We start from the raw sequence: 21,405 nt of genomic DNA, 5'->3' as shown, positions 1-21,405 counted from the left end.
TCATTTTTTATAATAAGTTTTAGTCATTCTAAACGCTGATAAAACAATAAACTAGTACGCCAATCAGTTACGCAGTGAAATTTGTTCAATCAAAAAGTAAAACCAAAAGGTACTAGTTATAAAAGTAAGCGCATTGATTAAGTTAACTTGGTACTATATTGAGCACAAATTAAAATAAAAAAGCGCGATAAATAATAACAAACTCGCCAATAACGGATGACTATGTTTAAAAAAAGTATTCTAGCTATATGCTTAGCGGTTGCATCGCTACCAAGCTTAGCCGACAGTAACACTGATTTAAAAACCATTATTGATAACCACTGGCAAAACGCTAAAGCTGAAAAAATATTTTTTCGTACCGATCCAGATGGCTGGAAGCCAAACGGTACATTGCCAAATTGGAGCGAGCAAGCCATTGCAAAGCGCCAAGCTTATAACAACAGCGTACTAAAAAGCTTAGCCAGCATTGACCCAAAAACGCTCAACAACGAGCAGCTAATGAACTACCGCTTATTTAAATATGAGCGAGAAACAGAGCAGCAAAGCTACCTTTATCAAGATAAGTATTTTCCGGTTAATTTTTTAAGTGGCTGGCATACTTATTTTGCCGAAGCCCCCGCTAACATGGCATTTTTAACACCCGACGATTACAACGCATTTTTAATCAGCCTTGCCGACTACCCTCGATTTAATCAGCAAAATATTGATTTAATGAAAGAAGGTATAAAAACAGGCTTTACTCATTACTGCAAAACCTTTGAAAATTACAGCCAAAGCATTAGCGCGCATATTGTTAAACAACCTGAAAACAGTGCCCTTTACGAGCCCTTTACACGTATACCAAACACGTTTACAGCAGAGCAAAAAGCCACATACCAAAATAAAGCAAAGGCCTTAATCAGCTCAAAAGTAGTCCCTGCTTATCAGCATTTTTACGACTTTTTTGAAAACGATTACATGCCTAACTGTAGAGCACAGCCGGGTATTGCAAGCGTTAAAGGCGGGCTTGATTACTACAAATACACAGTTAATTACTACACCACAACCAATGCCACACCAAAGCAAATACACGAACTAGGCCTTAAAGAAGTTGCGCGTATTAAAGCGCAAATGCAAAACATTATTGATAAAGTAGGTTTTGATGGCACATACAGCGATTTTTTAGAATTTTTAGCGACCGATAAGCAATTTTACGCAACAGACGCGCAAGACCTGCTAGAAAAAACCGCTTTTATAACGCAAAAAATGTATGGCAAATTGCCAACCTACTTTAATCATTTACCGCGTAATACCTTTGCTATTAAAGGCTCAGCGAGTCGTGGCGCGTTTTATATGCCACCTGCTGATAACCGCTCCCCTGGCACTTATTTTTTAGCCTCAACACCTAAACTACAGCCTTTATATAATTTAGAAGCACTTAGCTTACATGAGGCAATACCAGGGCATCATTTACAAAACGCTATTGCTATGGAGTTAAATGTACCCGAATTTAGACGCACACTTAGCCACTCTGCATTTGGCGAAGGTTGGGCACTATACACAGAGCGCTTAGGTAAAGAAGCCGACTTTTATCAAAGCCCGTACAGCGACTTTGGTCGTTTAGGCTACGAAATGTGGCGTGCAGTAAGACTTGTTGTTGATACCGGCATTCATGCCTTTGGTTGGAGCCGCCAAAAGGCTATTGACTACTTGGCAGATCACACTGCTTTGCCACAAAGTGCGGTGGAGGATCAAATAGATCGTTATATATCATGGCCAGGCCAAGCGCTTTCGTACAAAATGGGCGAAATAAAAATACGCGAACTGCGTGCAAAAGCGGAAAAAGAACTAGGTGCTAAGTTCGATATTCGCAGCTTTCACGACACCGTAATCGGTCAAGGCTCGCTGCCTATGGAAGTATTAGAAGACGTAATAAACGATTGGATAGCAAAACAAAAATCGGCTATTTAACATTCAAGGAGGCGGTATTATTTGCCGCCTCTTTTTAAAACCCTCTTAAACACCTCAAAACTAATCTCTACCCGCTTTTGCTTCGTAAAGCTAATGATTACAAAAACCTGAGCAAACCTATGAGCAAACGCATTTTATATTGGCTACAAAACGATTTACGAATAGATGACAACCCTATTTTAAGCGAACTTGCTACTGAGCAATGCGCGCTCGATATTGTATTTGTTATAAACCCGCACTGGTTTAAAAATAATAACTATCAACAAAAGCCGTATGGCGTGCATAAACAGCAGTTTTTAATGCAAAGCTTGTATGAACTCCAACAAGCACTTATTGAGCGCGGGCAAACACTGCATGTACTTGAAGGCGAACCTGTATCGCTTTTGAAAGCGCGTATTAATGAGCAAAATATTGACGAAGTTGTATACAGCGAGCAATTTGGCCTGTACGAGCAACGCCAAATAAACTTACTCAAAGCACATTGCCCTAATACTAAATTTGCAGGGTCGCAGCAAGACACGCTCTTTAAACAAAGTGACCTACCGTTTGATTTAAGCGAATTACCTAAACACTTTACCCCGTTTCGTAAAAAGGTAGAGGCCGCCACTAGCCCCATTTCACTTTCAACATTACCAAACGGTTTGCTCCCTCAGCCAATAACCTTGTGCGCTAAAAAACCTTTAGAGCGTATAGCAAATAATGGCGTAATGCATGGCGGGTTTAAAAGTGCGCAAACACATTTAAAGCAATACTTTTCAGGTTTACTACCAAGTACTTATAAAATAACTCGAAACGAGCTTGATGGCTTTAATAACACCACAAAATTTAGTACCTGGCTTGCTTTTGGGTGTGTAAGTGCGCGGCAAGTTTATAAAGCAGTTGAGGCGTACGAACATAGTCAAATAACAAACGAGTCTACTTACTGGATTAAATTTGAATTGCTATGGCGAGAGTATTTTAAATGGCATGCACTTAAGGCAGGTAAAAGCCTGTTTAGCTTTAAAGGCCAAAAGCAAACAAAACCCCTTACTACATTTATGCCAAACCGCTTTGCTACGTGGTGTAATGGCTCAACACCCTACCCATTAGTCAATGCCATTATGAATGAGCTTAACGCTACGGGTTATATATCAAATAGAGCAAGGCAAATTGCAGCCAGCTGCTTAGTCAACGAGCTTGGCCTTGATTGGCGCTATGGCGCAGCATATTTTGAACAACAATTGATTGATTACGATGTAGCCGCTAATTGGGGTAATTGGCAATATATAGCAGGTGTAGGCGTAGATCCGCGTGGTGGTAGGCACTTTAATATTGAAAAACAAACATTACAGTTTGACCCGCACACTGTTTACACTAATAAATGGCAAGGTAATAAAAATGCAAATACACAACTCGATAACTTAAATGAAGTTGATTGGCCAATTTAAGCCGCCAATCAACCTTTACCAAGTAACGTTTAAAACAGCTCAGCAATGCCTATATTAATAACGTAACCACCCAATGTTAAAAACAAAAATAAACACAGCGCCAGTAACAGCGGTTTAATACCCGCTTGGCGAATTGCCCCTACATGTGTACGCAGCCCAAGTGCGACCATGGCAATGGTGAGGAATATATTATCAAACCAAACAACTGCGCTTGTAGCCACTTGAGGAATAACTGATAGCGAATGTACACCACTTGCCACAATAAATAACACCGCAAACCAAGGGATTGTAATACCCGCTTTTTGCTCGCCGCCAGGCGCGTTTATATTTGCATGCTTTTTACTTTGCCAAAACGATAAGCACACTAAAAATGGCGCAAGCATCATCACCCTTAGCATTTTTTCTATAACGGCGGTATCTGCAGCATTGGCGCTTACAGCAGTGCCCGCTGCAACCACTTGCGCTACTTCATGAATAGTTGAGCCTACAAAAATACCGTAAGCGTGTTCACTCAGCTCCATGTAATCAAACATAATTGGGTAGGCGAACATGCTTAACGTGCCAAACACCACCACCGTTGCCACCGCTACCGATACTTTATGCGCCTGCGCTTTTATAACCGGCTCAGTTGCCATAACCGCAGCGGCACCACAAATAGAACTACCTGCGCCAATTAATATTACTGTTTGCTCATCAAGCTTAAATACTCGTTTGCCAAGCTGTATTGCTAATATAAACGTACCACTGAGCATAACAATATCGGTTAATAAGCCTTCCCAACCTACGCCCGCTACTTGCGCAAAGGTAATTCTAAACCCAAACAACACAACCCCCGCTTTAAGCAATATACTTTTAGCGTAATCAACACCTATATCGGTTTGCGTAGCAATACGCGAAAACACACTGTTACCCACAATAATGCCAAGCACTATACCAATAGTTAAAGAGCTAAATTGCGCACTTTGCATTATGGGTAACTTACTTAATGCAACAGATGCTCCCGCCAAAACAACCACCAGCAGCATACCTAACCACCAGCGCGCATCGCCGTATTGCTTAGTATTAATACCCAAATCTTTAATAGCGCTAAGCATAATATTCTCTCAATTGAACAACGTTAAACTGTTGACTTCATTTTAAGAAAGCGCAAAATATAACTCCAATACATTAAAATCATGATTCGATAACTTAAAGTTATGTTATTTGAGAGGCATAATGAACTTGCATGCACTTCGGGTGTTTTATACGGTAGCAAAGCTTGGTAGTTTTTCAGGCGCAGCCGAGGCGCTTTTTATAAGCCAACCCGCTGTATCTAAAGCGCTAAAAGAGCTTGAGCACCAATTAAATATTCAACTTATAGAGCGTGCATCTAAAGGCAAAAAACTTACCTTAAGCGAGGGCGGCCAAGCCTTGTATGATCATGCACGTAGCATTTTTGCTATTGAAAAGGCAGCCATTGAAGATATCAAATCACGCACAGGGCTTAAGCGCGGCACACTCGTTATAGGCACCAGTACAACCATTGCCAGCTATTGGCTACCGCCCTATTTAGCCAATTTTTGCGCACAATACCCCCATATAAAAGTAGAAGTACAAGTTGCTAATACTGCGCAAATTGAGCACGCCCTACTTGAATGCACTATCGATTTAGCACTGGTTGAAGGCACACCAACCGAGCCGCATATAATAAGTAAGCACTGGCAAAACGATTTAATGAGTGTTGTTATACCGAGCAACTTTAAGCCCACGAAAGACCTAAAAACATGGTTAAACAATCAATTTTGGCTACTGCGCGAGCCGGGCTCAGGTACTTTAGAAATGTCGGTAAAGTTATTAGCCCAACATGGCGTACAAGCAGAGCAAAGTATGCAATTAGGCAGCAACGAAGCCATAGCAAGGGCTGTCGCTCAAGGAATGGGCGTGGCTTTATTGCCAAATGTAGTTACTGAGGATTTAGTGCAGCTAGGTAAATTAACACGCCTGAGCCAAAAAAATAACGAGCAACTCTCTCGGCCACTTTATCAACTGCATTATAAAGACAGACCGTCTTCACACGCTGCGCAAGCGTTCGAAAAAAGCCTGTTTAGTGAATAATGCTCGCAATCTGTAAGTAGTAAGGCACCAGTAGCAAACTTACATAAAGTTTAATCTTTGAAGTCAAAATTTGAGCCCTTTAGTCTTTCTAATGCCTATTAGCTAAGTTAAAACTCACTTGTGTTACGTGATACACCTTTCATGCTTTACTATTAAATTAAAATAATTTTTAAACATGTGTTCAGAGCTGGTATCCCTAAAATCCACATCAAAATAGTAGCCGTCTTCTAAAACTTTCAAACTCTCTAAATCATTGCAAATGCGCTCAAGAATCAAATGTTTATATTTTGGAGTTATATTTTTGATTTCATCCAGAGTGAGCCCTTCGGCATCAAAATTCACAACAACTCTTAAACTGGTACCTGAATAACCATGCCTTACAAAACTAATTCGGCTATCAATGGATGAAAAAAAGGTGCTGAAGTGATTTTTATCTTCCTCGTATTTCCATTGAGAAGCATCCCCCCAAATCAACACAAAAATAGCACCAAAAACAGCTGCAGCTACATACAATTTGTTGGCATTTATCATAAACCACAATTGAACTTTTTCAGTTCGCATTAATTTCATAAGTCACATAACTTTAAAGTAAAAGACTAAATCAGTCGGATAAAATAAAAGACTAATAATCAAAACCAAAGTCTTGCTCATTCACATGTGTGGGTAATATAACCAAGGTTAAGAAAAATACCTTGATGCTACACCAATGCCGATAAGTAAAATAATTAATAAAACCCAATATCTTTTTGAACCATCTAAATTTTCACCGCAGACTGGGCAAGATGATGACGCGATTGGAGTCCCGTTAATATTTGTCGTTTTAACAATTGGGGAGGTAATTCCTGATTTACACTTTTTGCACTTCATAAATATCCATATTAATTATAAATAAAATCGCGGGTTGATGCTCACAAAACGCTTACTTAATTGACGTTAAATGACAGGCTATAATTAGCAACAAATCACAGAAAACCAACCTTTATACATCCTTTTAATTGAATTGCCATAACATAAGAATAGACCTTACAAACCCTGAGTTAAGTCTTGCGCTAACGTACCCGTTGGCTTTTCAATTACGCGTACCAACTCTTTGCCATTTTGTTTAACAATAAACGTTGGTGTGTATTGTAAGTCGTGAGCCTGTGCAATGCCTGCATCGTCTTGCTTGTTGTAACCTACTGCCACATAGTCAATGCTTGCAAGTGTAACTTTAGATTCATCTAGCAACTTAATGAGCTTTGGCACTTCGCGCTCGCTGTCGTGGCACCACGTTCCAAATAATACAATAAGCTCTTTGCCTTCAAGCTTTTGCGTTAGGGCGATATCTTGCGCTGTTGGTGTATACGCCTTGTATTCCTCGTTAAACTTGTCGTAGTCGCTTAGCAGTACTTGCGTACTTATCTCGCCCGAAAATGGTGCTGTAGCAGCGCAGCTTACAAGCGGCATGCTTAAAGCGCACAGTAAAATTAATTGTTTAAACATGAGGTACTCTTTAATTGGGTATTTAATTAAGTATTAAATTAGGTATTAAACGACTATACCCAATATTGAGCGTGGAGTGAACAGCTCTCAGGCGTTACTTTTTATCCATAAAAAAGTTAACTTGCGATAAGTTAGTTAAATATTCTCGCCTTACGTTTTTATTCTCAGCTAGCTTGTCTAAGTCACCAATCAAGGTAACTAGTTTATTATGAGAATGGCTGCTTGTTTTTTTAAACTCGTCTTGTTTTTCGTCACTCTCAACACGCTCTTTTTTATTCATGTTGTAGCTGTTTTCGTTTTCTTCAAGCCAAATATCGTCAATTAAGCGAATGTTGCTTTTACTAACGGTTTGTTCTTGCATCGCCATTTGCAGCTCGTATTGATTGGTTTGCGGATTAAACTCAAACATTTTTGTATCAACATCAACCTCGTGAGACTGATCGAGCCCCACAAGTTCTTTATTTTTAACGGCGGTGTTTACGTTATAACTCTCTTCTTTGTTGTAGTAATCAGGGCGACTGTATTGATAATCAAAGTGGCTGCTTACATTTTTACTTTGCGTTACACCGCTAAGATCCCCTAATTGGGCTTGTTCAGTTACTTGGCTTAGCTCAATAGTACTTTTAGGCTGATAGTCGCCGTTATCCAGCGCATATGAAAAAGTGGCATCAAAATCAGCGAGCTTAGAAATACTCGCACCCAATGTATTTGGGGCTTTATTACCAAGCCCTTGGTAACGGGCATCGTTTGTAATCATGTTATCAACTAAATCGGCAACCATAGCGCGCCCGTCATTAAATTGCTGATCTGCAAGCGACTCTAAATTGCTATAACGCTCAGCAGCCGACGACATACTCGCAAAAGCGCCTTTAAACAATGCAAAACCTTGCTGCATTGCCTCGTCGCCTTTGCGCCCAAATGCCGACTCTTTATCATCTTCAGTACTGTTTACTCGGCTATCTTCTAGGCTTTGATCGAGCGACGCTAAATACTGCTGCATTTGCTGCGTGTCTTTAGCGCCAATGGTTGACATATCGAGTGCAAAATCAATGTCGTTTTGCCCACCTACTGCTTTAAACACAAGTGCTTGCTGATTTGATGCTTCATCAATGGAATAACTTAAATCAAGCGTATTCTGGGCAGTATCAAGCGCATCATTTTGCGTTGTTGAAAACGACACATTAAAACCGGCTAACTGCTCACTATTAAAGCCCGCTAAAAAATCTAAGCTCATGTCTGTTTGGTTTGGCACTATAAGAGGGTTGAATGAATTTTCACTCACTTTAAAAAATTCATCGGCCATTTCGCCAACACCCGCCATAACCTGCGTTAAAGCGCCATGTTCAGCCTCAGATAAATTGCCATTAACTTCGTAACTTATGCCAAAGCCATCTATCGCTTCACCGGTTTCTTCGTCATAACCTTGCGATGAGTTAAAGGTAATGTTTATAACATCACCCTCTTTAGTTTTTACCGAGAGCTCAAACAGGTAGTTATCGTCATCCTCGTATTTTGCGCGATTAAGGCTTTCCATGTATGGATTAAGTGAGCGCTCTACACGTTGCTGGCTTGAGGCTAAAAACGTTTTTTGCTCATGCCCAAGCTGACCTAAACTCGATAAAATATCGCTGGTATTAGCATAAGCACCCTGAATATTTTTAACCGACGTATTTAATCGCTCAATTAATTGGGTGCTGTTTTCGTTTTTTAATAACCCCTCATGCTGAGAGCTTATTACGGTGCGCAGGGCGAGTTCTTCATTGGAGGGTTTATAGTTATTAAGGCTTGGTGTGCTCGATATTGTAAATAGTGAGGTTAATTGCTGCTGTAAAACATCCTCAACTTTTTGATTACTGGCTAGTGCTTCATCAAGAGTTTTATTATTTAACTGGCTTAATAACCCACCGGTTATTTTTGGCGCGTTAGTTTGTAAATAATTAATAGCTTGAAGGTCGCTGCTGGTGTGTAGCGAAGGACTCACAGAGCTTTGGTTAGCGTTATTAACTGATTGGGTAAGTAAAGTGCTTAAATTAGCGTGGCTGCCAAGTGCATTATTAACCATGATTATCCTTAATCGCTAAACCCTATTAAGTAATCTATCGGGCGCTTAGTTAAAAGCTTTAGCCTAAAGGCGCATTTTTACCTATTATTTATACAAATAATTTATTAATAAGTTAAACAAACATAAATATATATCTGGTAAAAATAAACCGGATAAACGCAGGTCGGATAAGCGCAGCGCCACCCGACACTCAATTAATCTACCCACCTTACTCTTAAGGGCTATTTTGTTTGCTTATTACCTTCACCTGTTTCTTTTATTCTTTGTACTAAAAAATCGACCGCCGCTTTTACCTTTGGCACTAAATAGCGCTGCTTTTGATACAACAAATAAACCGCCATAGTCGCATTTTGGCTTATAGCTAATTCATGCTCAAACTTAAGCTCTTGCAACTGGCCAGACTCAAGGTATGAGTCGAGCGCCCATCGAGTTGACATTAAAATGCCCTCGCCATTACACGCTTTTTTAGCCAGCCACGATCCGTTATTTGAAATAGCGACCGCAGGCCCAGAAACGTCGTGCCATTGATCATCTACTTTACATAACCAAGGCGTTGGCCCCGCTGGCGTTTTAAAATAAAGGCCACTGTGGCCCTTTAATTCCATAACATTAGTGGGCATACCGTATTTTTGTAAATAGCAGGGTGACGCAACAGGAATAAAGCCGTTATCCATTAGTTTTATTGCTAGCACGCGTTCATTTGGCGCATAGCCACCGCGAATCGCAATATCAACATCGTCACGCCCAAGTGTCGACAGCTCATCACTTAAGCTAACATCTAATATAATTTCGGGGTATAGCGCGCTAAATTCATCAAGCAGAGGCAGTAATATTTTGTCACCAAAACTCACCATTGAGCTTATACATAATCGCCCCATTGGTGTTCTTTGATAACTGCGCACAGTTTCATGGCTTTGCTCTAGCTGATTTAATATTTGCTGAACATCGTTATAGTAAATTTGCCCAACTTCGGTCAATTTAACTATGCGGGTCGAACGCTTTAAAAGCGTAGCCCCCAGGCTTTTTTCTAAATCAGCAACTCGCCGCGACAACGACGAAGGCGGCACATCAAAAGCTTTTGCGGCTTTGGTAAAACTGCCCGTTTCAACCACTTTGATAAAATACCGTATGGCTTTTAGTTGATCCAAGTTGCCTCTCCATTAAATAAAATGCTTTATTGTCTTAAAGACAAAAGTGATTCGCATTTTCCCCTATATATAAGCAAATTAAAACAAGTAATAATGTACTCAACCTAAAGACAGGGACTTAAATTGCATTTTTTGGCAATGAGTATCTTCACGTTAATGATGGTGACTTATGATTACTTTGCACGGTTTTGCTGCTAGCAACTATTACAACCTAGTTAAACATGTACTTTTACACAAACAACTGCCATTTAAAGAACACCTTGTTTACGGCGGTAGTGAAGAGTTACTAGCAATCAGCCCTGCAGGCAAAGTGCCTGCAATCACAACAGCTAACGGCCTTAATATTTCTGAGTCGAGTGTTATTTGCGACTTTATTGAAGAGTCGTACCCACAAACCCCGCTATACCCTGAAGATGCAGGTGAGCGCGCAGTTGTACGTCAAATTATGAAAATGGCAGAGCTTTATTTTGAACTGCCAAGCAGACGGTTTATCCCTTATGTATTTTCAGGCGCTGAAGTACCTGACACAACTAAAGCCGAAGTACGCCAAGTATTAACTCGTGGTGTAACCGCTTTGGGTAGCGTGTGTAAGTTTTCACCTTGGATTGCAGGCGAGCAATTTACAATGGCAGACATTTACGTTTATTACGTAAACACCATTGTTAGTGCCTTTGGCTCAAGCCAGCTTGATTGGGATGTACTTGCACAAGTACCCGGCATGAAAGAGTGGAACGAATCAATGAGCCAATTAGCCATTACCCAAAGCATAGAGGCCGATCGGCAATCAAATATGGCTGAATTTATGCAAAAAGTGAAAGCGCAAATTCAAGCAGCAAACGCTAAATAACGCGTAGCTATAAAAGTATCTATTCTAATTTTTAATTACTAACACAGATCGCCAATACAATAATGTAATTGGCTTAACAAATTTAATTCTTTGCAGGAAAAACCTATGACAGATAAAAATATCCAACTTACTTCAACTATCAGCGAAGACAATAAACTTACACTTGCCTTAAAAAACATCGAGATGCCAAAGCCAAATACCGATGAAGTAGTTATTCGTATTGAAGCTGCACCATTAAATCCATCAGACTTAGGCGTTTTATTCAGCGCAGCTGATATGTCTACTGCAAAGCAATCGGGGACTAATGAAGACCCAGTAATTACTGCCGATGTTCCTGCTCAATTTATGCCATCACTTAAAACCCGTGTTGGAAAAGCAACGCCCGTAGGTAATGAAGGCGCAGGCACCGTAGTAGCAGCAGGCTCATCACCAGCCGCACAAGCATTAATGGGTAAAACCGTTGCAGTAATTGGCGGCGGTACGTATCGTCAATTTATATGTGCCAATGTACAAAGTTGCCTAGAGCTAAAAGAATGGACTACCGCTAAAGAAGGTGCATCATCTTTTGTTAACCCACTTACCGCACTAGCAATGGTAGAAACCATGCGCGCTGAAGGCCATAAAGCCATTATTCACGCCGCAGCGGCTTCTAACCTTGGCCAAATGCTAAACCGTATTTGTATTGCCGATGGCGTTGATTTAATTAATATTGTTCGCAAACCAGAACAAGAAAAATTACTGCGCGATATGGGTGCAAAATATATTGTTAACTCAAGCAGCGACACTTTTCTTGCTGACCTAACTGCTGCAATAATCGAAACTGGTGCAACTATAGCGTTTGACCCTATTGGTGGCGGCCAACTAACAAGTGACATTCTTAACTGTATGGAAGTTGCAGCTGCGCGCGATATGAAAGAGCACACAATTTATGGCTCTGATACATTCAAACAAGTGTACATTTATGGCGCACTAGACCGCGGGCCTATTACACTTAATCGTAACTTTGGCTTTGCTTGGGCTGTAAGCGGGTTCTTGTTATTTAATGCTTTAGGTAAATTAGGCACAGATACAGTAATGAAAATGCGCAAACGCGTTGCTGATGAAATCACCACTACATTTGCGAGCAACTACACACACGAAGTGTCATTAGCTGAGGTATTACATTTACAGTCAATTGCCGCTTATTCTAAACAAGCTACCGGCGAGAAGTACTTAATTAAACCTCAAGCTTAATTAAATATTCCTCGTTAAAATTAAAGACCACAGCGCTTAGCACTGTGGTTTTTAAATATAAAAGCAGATGCTAATTAGGTAACTGCTTTTTTGTCATAATAAAAACTTAAAAATATAATGAATGCGCAATAGGCTCACTAATTGTTATTGAATTTATAATTTTTAATACATTCAAGCCATCAATGAAATTTTGGTGTAAATGAATATCTAAATTACTTAACGCATTTAAGAACGTACCTTTAGAAATATCACCTGGAATCACCTTCTAGCATTATAAAATTTCAACAAAAATCCTCTTTGATCAAACCACTCAATAATTGTACTAATTAATGCAATTAGTCATAAATCTGTAACTTTGATCCGCGATAATCTCTATCCGATAAATGAATAGACTCAAGAAGATTAAGTAAGATGAGTACACCCTTAGTGCAACTAACATTTGCACTGCAATCATTTGATGATTCTATGTCTGCGGCGATGAGCCACGCTATGGAATATGAAAAGCTATCGCTAAAAGCCAATGCTGCGCATAACATTACGCTGCAGTGTGTGTTGCCTGATGGCGCAAATGAGAGCGATGTTATTTCACTAAGTGCAACGCAGCCCAGTGCGCGTGGGGCGCAGTATTTTACTGAAAAAACGCTGAGCAATGCAGACCTTGAATCTGGTACTGTAAACCTTACTTTAAGTAACATTACACAAAGCCAATGTTTTGTAGTGCAAATGATGCTGCACGGAAAAAACACGACCTTAAAAGAAAGCCAACAACTCGATGTGTACATTAAAGCATTTGAGCAAGGCTACATTCCTGAGCACATAAAAACTGAACATGCTAAGCCTCAAGGCGTTCGTAGCTACTTTGCGAGTATGGGGTCTACGTTTTTATCACTGTTTTAGTACTGACAGCACTTGAATTACGCGACTTATAAGTTATTAGTCTGCAAAACTTACTTTACCCATAGTAACTCCCGCAATACCTTGTGCGGTATTACTTAGGTGTTGCTGCTCTCCGGCTAGACATTCGTTTGCTAAAATAGCAAATAACACAGCCTCTTTTGCATCAGGGTTTATACCTAAATCGTCAGTATTTTTAAAAGCCTTAATACGTGGGCAAAGCGTTGTAAGTTGCGCCATTAGTAACGGGTTGTGAATACCCCCACCACTTGCATACACCACACAATTTTGTGCGCGCTCCGCACACTCGTTTAATGCATTTGCTATAGCTGTTGCAGTAAAGGTATTTAAGGTGGCCATTACATCTTCATGACTTAAATGGTGTGTATTTGTAAGCTGCTGTGCGGCGTTTAAATACGCTAAGTTAAATACCTCTGGCCCTGTAGTTTTAGGCATTGGGAGTTTAAAAAATGCGTTATTACATAATGCATTTAATAATGGTGTATTTACCTTGCCTGCTTTAGCTATTTTTGCGCCATCGTCATAATGCATATCTTTAAAATGTTGCTGTACGTAGGCATCCATAATGGTATTACCGGGGCCAATGTCGGAGCTAAACACACCGTTTGCATCACCATTTTTGGGTAAAAACGTTAAGTTAGCTATGCCGCCCATATTTAGCAAAATACGGTTCTCAACAAGGCTTGAAAAAAATAAGTAATCGCCATACACAGCCAGTGGTGCGCCCTCGCCTCCTGCAGCTATGTGTTTTTGCCTAAAATCACCAATGGTTGTAATACCCGTAGTAACGGCTATTTGGTCGCTATCGCCAATTTGTAAGGTGCCATTAGTAAAGCTTTTGTGGTTATGCTGCGACTGCGGGCAGTGGTAAATGGTTTGCCCGTGACTTGCTATTACGTCAATACTTGCTGGGTTTATATTCCACTTAGCTAAGCACTGATTAACCATATTGCCATGGAGTTTACCTACCCACGGGTGCAGTAAAGTTACAAGCTCTAAATCGCACTCTCGTTTGGCAAATACCTGCTTTATTTTAGTTTTATAATCGTCGTTGTAGTCGACGGTGGTAAAATTTAAAACCTCAATGTGAGTACTTAAGCCCGCGCCCGTTACTTTACACAGTGCAACATCAAGCCCATCCAACGAGGTGCCGCTCATTAAACCAATAATTAAACGGCTTGGTTTTTGGGCGCTGTTATAAAGTGCTTTAATGTGAGGGTGCATAATGGCATCTAAAATAAGTGTAATATTTTGCTTATATTAGAGGACTTTAAAACAAAGTAATAGCCGTAAATCGTTTAATTTAGGTTCTGATTGTTTAACTCTTAAATGATTGTTAAGTTAGTGTGCATACTAAAAATTTATGAAAAAATATGATCACCCTCAGAGAGTTTAAAGCCCAAGACGCGCCTTTTATTATAAACACCCTAAATGATGAACAGGTGACGCGTTATTTATCGTCAAAAATTCCGTTTCCGTATACGCAAGCCGATGCAAACTGGTGGATAAACCAAGGCTCAAAAAACGGCATTATTAAGGCCATTGTTGTAAATGGGCAATTTGCGGGCTGTATTGGTATAACTCCCAGCGAATTTGAATACAGCCACAGTGGCGAAATTGGTTATTGGCTTAATAAAGCCTATTGGGGGCAAGGTATTATTACTCGCGCTATTGAACTTATATGCAATGAAGCGTTTGCAAGCTCACACTTAAACAGAATTTTTGGTGCCGTGTTTGCTGGTAATACCGGCTCAATGAAAGCACTTATTAAAAGTGGTTTTGAGCAAGAGGCTGTGCTTAAACAGGCTATTTATAAAAACGGCGTATTTTACAATAGCCATATTTTTAGCAAGCTAAAATAAACCATTTAGAATAAATACTCTGCAAAGCTTGAATTACCAGTACCTCGCCCAAAGCTAATGTATTGAGGTAAAAATATATATTTACACTGCTTAGCGCGCATTATTGTTTAGGTTAGATATTAATTTAACGCATAAACATTCGCTAAGTACATTCACTTTAAGAGGAGATTTTTATGTCTGCAACTAGTCGTCAACTTACTTTAGCATCACGCCCTAATGGCGCCCCGAACGAAAAAAACTTTGAACTTAAAACGGTAGAGCTTCCTGCATTAAAAGATGGCGAAGTTTTACTACGTACTATTTACCTATCGCTAGACCCGTACATGCGTGGTCGTATGAGCGATGCTAAGTCGTACGCAGATCCAGTTAATATTGGCGATGTAATGGTTGGCGCAACTGTGTGCCAAGTAGAAGAGTCTAAAAACGATAAGTTTAGCGAAGGCGAGTGGGTACTTGCCTACACAGGTTGGCAAGACTACGCCATTACCGACGGCGAAGGCTTAATGCAGTTAGGTAAAGAGCCTGCAAACCCTTCATACGCATTAGGTATTATGGGTATGCCTGGCTTTACTGCTTACATGGGTTTACTTGATATTGGCCAGCCTAAAGAAGGCGAAACGGTAGTTGTTGCAGCAGCAACAGGCCCAGTAGGTGCAACGGTTGGTCAAATAGCTAAAATTAAAGGCTGTAAAGTAGTCGGTGTTGCTGGTGGTAGCGAAAAATGTGCACACGCCGTTGAAAAACTAGGGTTTGATGCCTGTATTGATCACAAAGCTGATGACTTTGCAGACCAACTAGAAAAAGCGTGTGATAACGGCATAGATGTTTATTACGAAAATGTGGGCGGTAAAGTATTCGACGCCGTATTACCATTACTAAATACAGCAGCGCGCGTACCATTGTGTGGTTTAGTATCGCAATATAACGCAACTAGCTTACCAGAAGGCCCAGACCGTTTAGGTATGCTAATGGGTCAATTGCTTACTAAGCGTATTAAAATGCAAGGCTTTATCATTTTTGATGATTACGGCGACCGTTACGACGAGTTTGCACAAGACATGCAAAAATGGCTACAAGACGGAAAAATTCAATACCGGGAGCACATGGTAGAAGGCATCGAAAATACAGTAGACGCGTTCAACGATATGATATCCGGTAAAAACTTTGGTAAAACTGTGGTTAAAATTAATAACCCACTTTAATTTTATACGGCTTGTAAGGCAAAGCCCTTACAAGCCACAAAAGGACTGACATGATTAAACTACACCATTTAAATAAATCCCGCTCTAAACGTATAATTTGGCTTTTAGAAGAGCTAGATGTTGACTACGAAATTGTGGCTTATCAGCGTAATAAAGACACCTTCCTAGCACCTGACGAACTAAAGCATATTCATCAACTTGGTAAGTCACCGGTAATTGAAGATGGCGGTTTAATTATTGCTGAATCAGGCGCTATTACCGACTACCTTATTTCTAAATACGGCAACGGCAAATTTGCTCCAAAAGTAGATACCGCTGAATATGTTGACTACCAGCAATGGCTGCACTTTGCAGAAAGCTCAGCAATTTTACCGCTTTTACTTAAAATGTTTGTACTAAAAGACGGCGCTAAAACGCAGTTTTTAGAAGGCTATGCCGACGCTGAAACAGCCAAAGTAATTAGCTACTTTAACGACCGCCTAGAAGGTAAACGTTATTTAGTGGGCGATACCCTAACGGGCGCTGACTTTATGATGTCGTTTATTGTTGAAATAGTTAAAAACTCAGGTCAATTAGCGCACTTTAAAAACCTTGTTAAATACGACGAGCAATTACAAAGTCATGAGAAGTTTCATACAGCTAATGAGCTAGAAGCAAAGTACGACTAAACCTTTATATAATATTTTATATAACACTAGGGGCATTTAGCCCCTTTTTTAATGCCTGTAAAATATGCCCCGCCAAAGTTACGCTTGTAAACTAAATTAACAACCACCCGCCTTATTGCTAATAAAACTTTAATTAATAAGGCATAATGCTGCTATTGTTTAAGTATTTTCACTAATAATACAAGCTGCTCTTGCGCGTATTGACTCACACCTGGGATCAACCATGACAATAAACATGCGTTTAGCGACCGGTTTTGGCGTAATTTTATCAATGATGATTATTTTAACCATTATTGGCATTTCGCGCGTTAGCCTCATTAATAATAATATTACCCACATGACCGACGTAAACTCGGTAAAACAACGTTACGCAATTAACTTTAGAGGCAGCGTACACGACAGAGCAATAGCCGTGCGCGACGTAGTGCTAATTACCGAGCAAAGCAGTTTAAGTACCGTGTTAAACAACATACAAGAGCTAGATGCTTTTTATCAAACATCTAGCCGTGCTATGGCTAAGCTAATGGGTAATATGAATAGTGAAGAGCGCGCTTTAATTAATAAAATAAACCAAATAGAGCAGCGCACTCAGCCTTTTATTCAAGGTGTTATAAACGCTAAAAACGCAGGAAACCTAAACGAAGCTAAACGTATTTTATTAACCGATGCGCGCCCTGCGTTTACCCAGTGGCTAAATGTTATAAACCAATTTATAAACCTGCAAGAGCAAGCAAATCAAACCACTACTATTGATACTCTCGATATTGCCAGTTCATTTGAAATTTGGATGATTTCGCTCACCGCGCTTGCAATTTTAATAGGTGCAAGCGTTGCGTATGTTATTAGCCAACTGATCAGAAAGTCAGTAGGTGGCGAACCACAAGAAGCCGCCGAAGTAATTGCCCTTATTGCCCAAGGCGATTTAAGAGGTGATGTTCAGTCGTGTTGCCCAAATAGCATGATGGCTTCTGTAGGGGTTATGCAATCTAAATTAAAAACCATTGTAGATAGCATTATTAACTCATCTGAAGAGCTTTCTACTCACTCTGCAAGCGTAGCGTCTGGCTCGCAGCAAGCACTTAGTGCCGCTGACGCACAAGTAACCTATACAAACTCGGCAGTAAGCAGCTTAGAAGAAATGAGCCGCAGTATTAATGCTGTTGCAGGCTCTGTTAAACAAACAGAAGATAACTCAAAAATAACCGCACAATTATCGCAGCAAGGTAGTATTGCAGTGCAAAAAGTAGCGGCGGAAATTGAGCAAATTTCAGTAACCGTAAAAGCCACCGTTACCCAAGTAAACGTGCTGCAAGAGCATGTAAAACACATTGGCGATATTTTAAGTGTGATCCGCAGTATTTCTGATCAAACAAACTTGCTTGCACTAAATGCGGCAATAGAAGCTGCAAGAGCTGGCGAAACAGGCCGAGGGTTTGCTGTTGTTGCTGACGAGGTAAGGCAACTTGCCCAGCGTACTGGTGATGCAACAGGCGACATTGAAAAGATGATTTTGCAAGTACAAGAAAACACGCAAGCGTCGGTAACAGCTATGGAAACCACAGTACCGCAAGTAGAAAATGGCCTAACGCTTACCCATGAGGCAAACGAGTTACTGCATCAAATACAGCAACAAGCTAACGACTCATTAAGTAACGTGCTTGAAATTGTTGAATCAACATCAAACCAAGTAGCCACCGTGGCGCAAATTAGTACCGGCGTTGAAGAAATTGCCAGTATGTCTAAAGAAACCAGCATGTCGCTTAACAGTAACGCACAAGAAGCTGTTGCATTAGCTGACCTTTCAAACACGCTTAAAAAGTATATTAGCTACTTTAAAGTTTAATTTTTTATAGTAAGTAATAAACAAAGGGGCTTTTAAGCCCCTTTGTTGTTTATGTACTTTAATAATAGCGGACTATATACCCGCTAAATCGCGCTCGGTAATACACTCGTCTGAGGCCATTTCAAACTCGCGGCAAACTAATGGGCGGTTTTCGTAAATAGAGCACATAAGTGTATTGCGGTCGAGTGCTTGGCACCAACCGTCGTCAGCGCGTTTCATTACTTCGCTGCCCCATTTATCGTATTCAATGTAGTTAAAAGGCACGCCGGTGTCGGTTACTATGCGCACTTCTAATTGGCAACAACAGGCTTGGCAGTTAGCACACGTAACAGGCTCTGGGGTAGTAGAAATATTTTCAACAGGAATGACAATATGAGGCATAGTGGCTTACTTTTTTGAATAAGCCACTAGGATACAGTAACTAATTTAACGCGCTAGTAGTTTTGCTTTTATATCGCTGTAACGCATCTGCTCGCACAGTGCAAAACCACTCAATTGGCGCACTTTATTACGCGCAAATAATGGCACACTCATCCCCGCTAAAAAGCGGCATTGGGTTTCAATACCCACATTATGATTACCTTTATCTGCCATATGCGCTAAAAACTCATCCACCTTTTGATAAATAAGCTGCTCCTCAATATAGGCAGGCTCTATAGAGTATTCAAGCTTAACCGCATGGCCTCTACACACACTACAATGCCCACATTGCTGTGGTGCGTTTTGATCGTCAAAATAGCGCGCTAAGTTATAGCTTAAGCAACTTTGTAGCTCAAAAAAGCGTACCAGTGCAGCAATACGTTTAATTTCGGCTTGTTCTTTATCACTAAAGTAGTCATGTAGTTGCTGGGCAAGTTCTGGGTTATTTATAACCTCGCTATGCACTTTGTATACTTGGGTAATACGTTTGGTTTCGAGCGTTATTAGGTTTTTTTCGGCTAGGTAATCAAGGGCTGCCACTACGCGTTTTCGATCAACCTGCGCGGCTTGCGTAAGGGAGTCAAAATTTAGCGTGCCCCATATTTTTTTAAAATCGGCATGGCTAAATATTTGTGTTAAAAATGCTTGGCGTTGTTCGTCAAACTGGCTTAGTAGCTCGTTTTTATCAACTAAAAATTTATATTTAAAATCAGCGTAGTAGGCATATTGCGGCGTTATAGCGCCTTGCATTTCAAGCTGTACGAGTAAGGTTTTAAGTGCCAGTTGCCTAATATTACTTTCGCTCGATAAGCTGTATTCTTGCATTTCCCATTGCTGGTGGCTTTGGCGAATATCGTTAATTACGTATTCAATACCGCTAAGCTCTGGGGTGTCGCCATATACAAAGTTTTCTACCGTATTTAGGCCGTCTAGGTTAGCAAGCGTGTAGCAGTTTGATGGATTGCCATCGCGCCCTGCTCGGCCAATTTCTTGGCTGTAGTTTTCTATCGATTTTGGTAAATCGTAATGTATAACAAAACGAATATCTGACTTATCAACGCCCATACCAAAGGCTATGGTTGCCACCACTACGTTAATTTTACCCGCCATAAAGTCATCTTGAATTTGCCAGCGTAGCGTATCTTCAAGCCCCGCATGATACGCCACCGCGTGCACACCTTGTGCACTTAGCACATTAGCAACTTGCTCAGCGCTTTGCTGTAGCGTTACATACACAATACCTGGGCCATTTTGCGCGCGCACAATGTTGGTAAGCTCGGTATTTTTATCGGCGGTTTTAACGCTCAACACACTTAAATCTAAATTGGCGCGATAAAAGCCCGTTTGCACAATACACTCAGGCGATATAGCAAATCGCTCTGCCATATCGCGTTTAACTTTTTTAGTCGCCGTTGCCGTAAGCAGCAATACTAAAGGAATATTAAGCTCTTCGCGGTAACGCGGTAGTTTAAGGTAGTCGGGTCTAAAGTTATGGCCCCATTCAGATATACAGTGCGCTTCGTCTACCACTAACATCGAAAGCGCCACCTGGCTTATAAACTCTCTAAAACGCTCGTTTTTAAAGCGCTCAACCGACACCATTAGTACTTTAATTTTTCCATTTCGCACATCATTCATTACGGTGCTGCTTTGCATTTGATCTTGGCTCGAATCAAGGCTAGCCGCGTAAATACCTTTGCTATTTAAAAAGCTAATTTGATCTTTCATCAATGCTAGTAAAGGCGAAACCACTAACGTTAAATTTGGTAAATGCAACGCAGTTAATTGATAACACAACGATTTACCCGAGCCGGTCGGAAATATAGCCAACGACGATTGACCATTTAAAAGCTGCTCTATAGTTTGTTGTTGCCCTGTTCTAAATTGGCTAAAACCAAAGTGCTGCTCAAGTGATTGAATTAGTGGCGTGGTCATAAATGTCCTTTTGATGGCTAAACAATAGTCATGCTTGGTGTAGATGAAATATTTGCATGTATACCCAAACCATCTCAAGATGAGAGTTTCAGTTGGAGTTAAAAGCGATTTAGGCAAGGCATTGATTGCAAATAATAGTGGTTCTATTGTTAAAATCAATAACGCAGTATAAATCGCTTTTAAACCAACCCATTGGGCTGACGAATCCCCAAAACGTGACAGGCACAGCAATTTATGATCTTATGTAAATCACCACAACCCACATAAGTCACAACTGCTATGCCTGAGACATCAGTTTGCCATAAGTACTTTAAACA

18 protein-coding genes are annotated in these 21,405 nt (G+C 40.4%); 10 read left to right on the top strand and 8 right to left on the bottom strand.

What is annotated here, in order from left to right:
- The first annotated feature begins 222 nt into the window (after positions 1-222).
- Both H5087_RS18725 and H5087_RS18720 read left to right on the top strand, forming a co-directional pair.
- Entirely contained in the window at positions 223-1,950 is a 1,728-nt protein-coding gene (locus H5087_RS18725; RefSeq protein WP_182673017.1) for a DUF885 family protein, read from the top strand.
- Positions 1,951-2,069: 119 nt separating this feature from the next.
- Positions 2,070-3,377 (top strand): DASH family cryptochrome, encoded by a 1,308-nt coding sequence (locus H5087_RS18720; RefSeq protein WP_182673016.1) that lies wholly within the window; start codon positions 2,070-2,072, stop codon positions 3,375-3,377.
- Positions 3,378-3,406: 29 nt separating this feature from the next.
- On the opposite strand, the gene H5087_RS18715 is transcribed toward H5087_RS18720, so the two are convergent.
- Positions 3,407-4,471: a YeiH family protein gene (locus H5087_RS18715; RefSeq protein WP_182673015.1), complete on the bottom strand. Its 1,065-nt coding sequence runs from the start codon at positions 4,469-4,471 to the stop codon at positions 3,407-3,409.
- A gap of 121 nt (positions 4,472-4,592) precedes the next feature.
- Here H5087_RS18715 and H5087_RS18710 point away from each other — a divergent pair, with 121 nt between their 5' ends.
- Entirely contained in the window at positions 4,593-5,471 is an 879-nt protein-coding gene (locus tag H5087_RS18710; protein WP_182673014.1) for a LysR family transcriptional regulator, read from the top strand.
- 123 nt (positions 5,472-5,594) lie between these two features.
- Here the strand turns inward: H5087_RS18710 and H5087_RS18705 are convergent, their stop codons facing one another.
- The 4 genes from H5087_RS18705 to H5087_RS18690 form a co-directional block, all read right to left on the bottom strand.
- Positions 5,595-6,032: a hypothetical protein gene (locus H5087_RS18705; protein WP_259397795.1), complete on the bottom strand. Its 438-nt coding sequence runs from the start codon at positions 6,030-6,032 to the stop codon at positions 5,595-5,597.
- 462 nt (positions 6,033-6,494) lie between these two features.
- Positions 6,495-6,953 (bottom strand): thioredoxin family protein, encoded by a 459-nt coding sequence (locus H5087_RS18700; RefSeq protein ID WP_182673012.1) that lies wholly within the window; start codon positions 6,951-6,953, stop codon positions 6,495-6,497.
- 94 nt (positions 6,954-7,047) lie between these two features.
- Positions 7,048-9,015, bottom strand: coding sequence for a hypothetical protein (locus H5087_RS18695; protein WP_182673011.1), 1,968 nt, complete (start codon positions 9,013-9,015; stop codon positions 7,048-7,050).
- Between the two features lie 221 nt (positions 9,016-9,236).
- Positions 9,237-10,163: a LysR family transcriptional regulator gene (locus H5087_RS18690; RefSeq protein WP_182673010.1), complete on the bottom strand. Its 927-nt coding sequence runs from the start codon at positions 10,161-10,163 to the stop codon at positions 9,237-9,239.
- A 169-nt stretch (positions 10,164-10,332) separates the two neighbouring features.
- Between H5087_RS18690 and H5087_RS18685 the strand changes: the two genes are divergently transcribed.
- The 3 genes from H5087_RS18685 (at position 10,333) to H5087_RS18675 (ending at position 13,140) form a co-directional block, all read left to right on the top strand.
- Positions 10,333-11,010, top strand: coding sequence for a glutathione S-transferase family protein (locus H5087_RS18685; protein WP_182673009.1), 678 nt, complete (start codon positions 10,333-10,335; stop codon positions 11,008-11,010).
- Positions 11,011-11,115: 105 nt separating this feature from the next.
- The gene (locus H5087_RS18680; protein ID WP_182673008.1) at positions 11,116-12,243 is read left to right on the top strand and encodes a zinc-binding dehydrogenase; all 1,128 of its coding nucleotides are present in this window, start codon (positions 11,116-11,118) and stop codon (positions 12,241-12,243) included.
- A 411-nt stretch (positions 12,244-12,654) separates the two neighbouring features.
- Entirely contained in the window at positions 12,655-13,140 is a 486-nt protein-coding gene (locus tag H5087_RS18675) for a hypothetical protein (RefSeq protein WP_182673007.1), read from the top strand.
- Positions 13,141-13,176: 36 nt separating this feature from the next.
- On the opposite strand, the gene H5087_RS18670 is transcribed toward H5087_RS18675, so the two are convergent.
- Positions 13,177-14,382 (bottom strand): anhydro-N-acetylmuramic acid kinase, encoded by a 1,206-nt coding sequence (locus H5087_RS18670; RefSeq protein WP_182673006.1) that lies wholly within the window; start codon positions 14,380-14,382, stop codon positions 13,177-13,179.
- Between the two features lie 149 nt (positions 14,383-14,531).
- Here H5087_RS18670 and H5087_RS18665 point away from each other — a divergent pair, with 149 nt between their 5' ends.
- The 4 genes from H5087_RS18665 (at position 14,532) to H5087_RS18650 (ending at position 18,733) form a co-directional block, all read left to right on the top strand.
- Positions 14,532-15,020 carry a GNAT family N-acetyltransferase gene (locus H5087_RS18665; protein WP_182673005.1) on the top strand — a complete coding sequence of 163 codons (489 nt, stop codon included), beginning with the start codon at positions 14,532-14,534 and terminating at the stop codon, positions 15,018-15,020.
- Between the two features lie 173 nt (positions 15,021-15,193).
- The gene (locus tag H5087_RS18660; protein WP_182673004.1) at positions 15,194-16,222 is read left to right on the top strand and encodes an NADP-dependent oxidoreductase; all 1,029 of its coding nucleotides are present in this window, start codon (positions 15,194-15,196) and stop codon (positions 16,220-16,222) included.
- 50 nt (positions 16,223-16,272) lie between these two features.
- Positions 16,273-16,890: a glutathione S-transferase family protein gene (locus H5087_RS18655; RefSeq protein WP_002962787.1), complete on the top strand. Its 618-nt coding sequence runs from the start codon at positions 16,273-16,275 to the stop codon at positions 16,888-16,890.
- 223 nt (positions 16,891-17,113) lie between these two features.
- On the top strand, positions 17,114-18,733 hold the full coding sequence (locus H5087_RS18650; RefSeq protein ID WP_182673003.1) for a methyl-accepting chemotaxis protein: 1,620 nt from the start codon (positions 17,114-17,116) through the stop codon (positions 18,731-18,733).
- Positions 18,734-18,805: 72 nt separating this feature from the next.
- On the opposite strand, the gene H5087_RS18645 is transcribed toward H5087_RS18650, so the two are convergent.
- Positions 18,806-19,114, bottom strand: coding sequence for a YkgJ family cysteine cluster protein (locus tag H5087_RS18645; protein ID WP_002962790.1), 309 nt, complete (start codon positions 19,112-19,114; stop codon positions 18,806-18,808).
- A gap of 45 nt (positions 19,115-19,159) precedes the next feature.
- On the bottom strand, positions 19,160-21,088 hold the full coding sequence (locus tag H5087_RS18640) for an ATP-dependent DNA helicase RecQ (RefSeq protein ID WP_182673002.1): 1,929 nt from the start codon (positions 21,086-21,088) through the stop codon (positions 19,160-19,162).
- Between the last annotated feature and the right edge of the window lie 317 nt (positions 21,089-21,405).

Origin of the sequence: Pseudoalteromonas sp. SR43-7 (assembly GCF_014163785.1) — a bacterium.
In the GTDB taxonomy this organism is placed as follows: Bacteria; Pseudomonadota; Gammaproteobacteria; order Enterobacterales; family Alteromonadaceae; genus Pseudoalteromonas; species Pseudoalteromonas distincta.
This window is presented reverse-complemented; position numbering and strand designations above follow the sequence as displayed.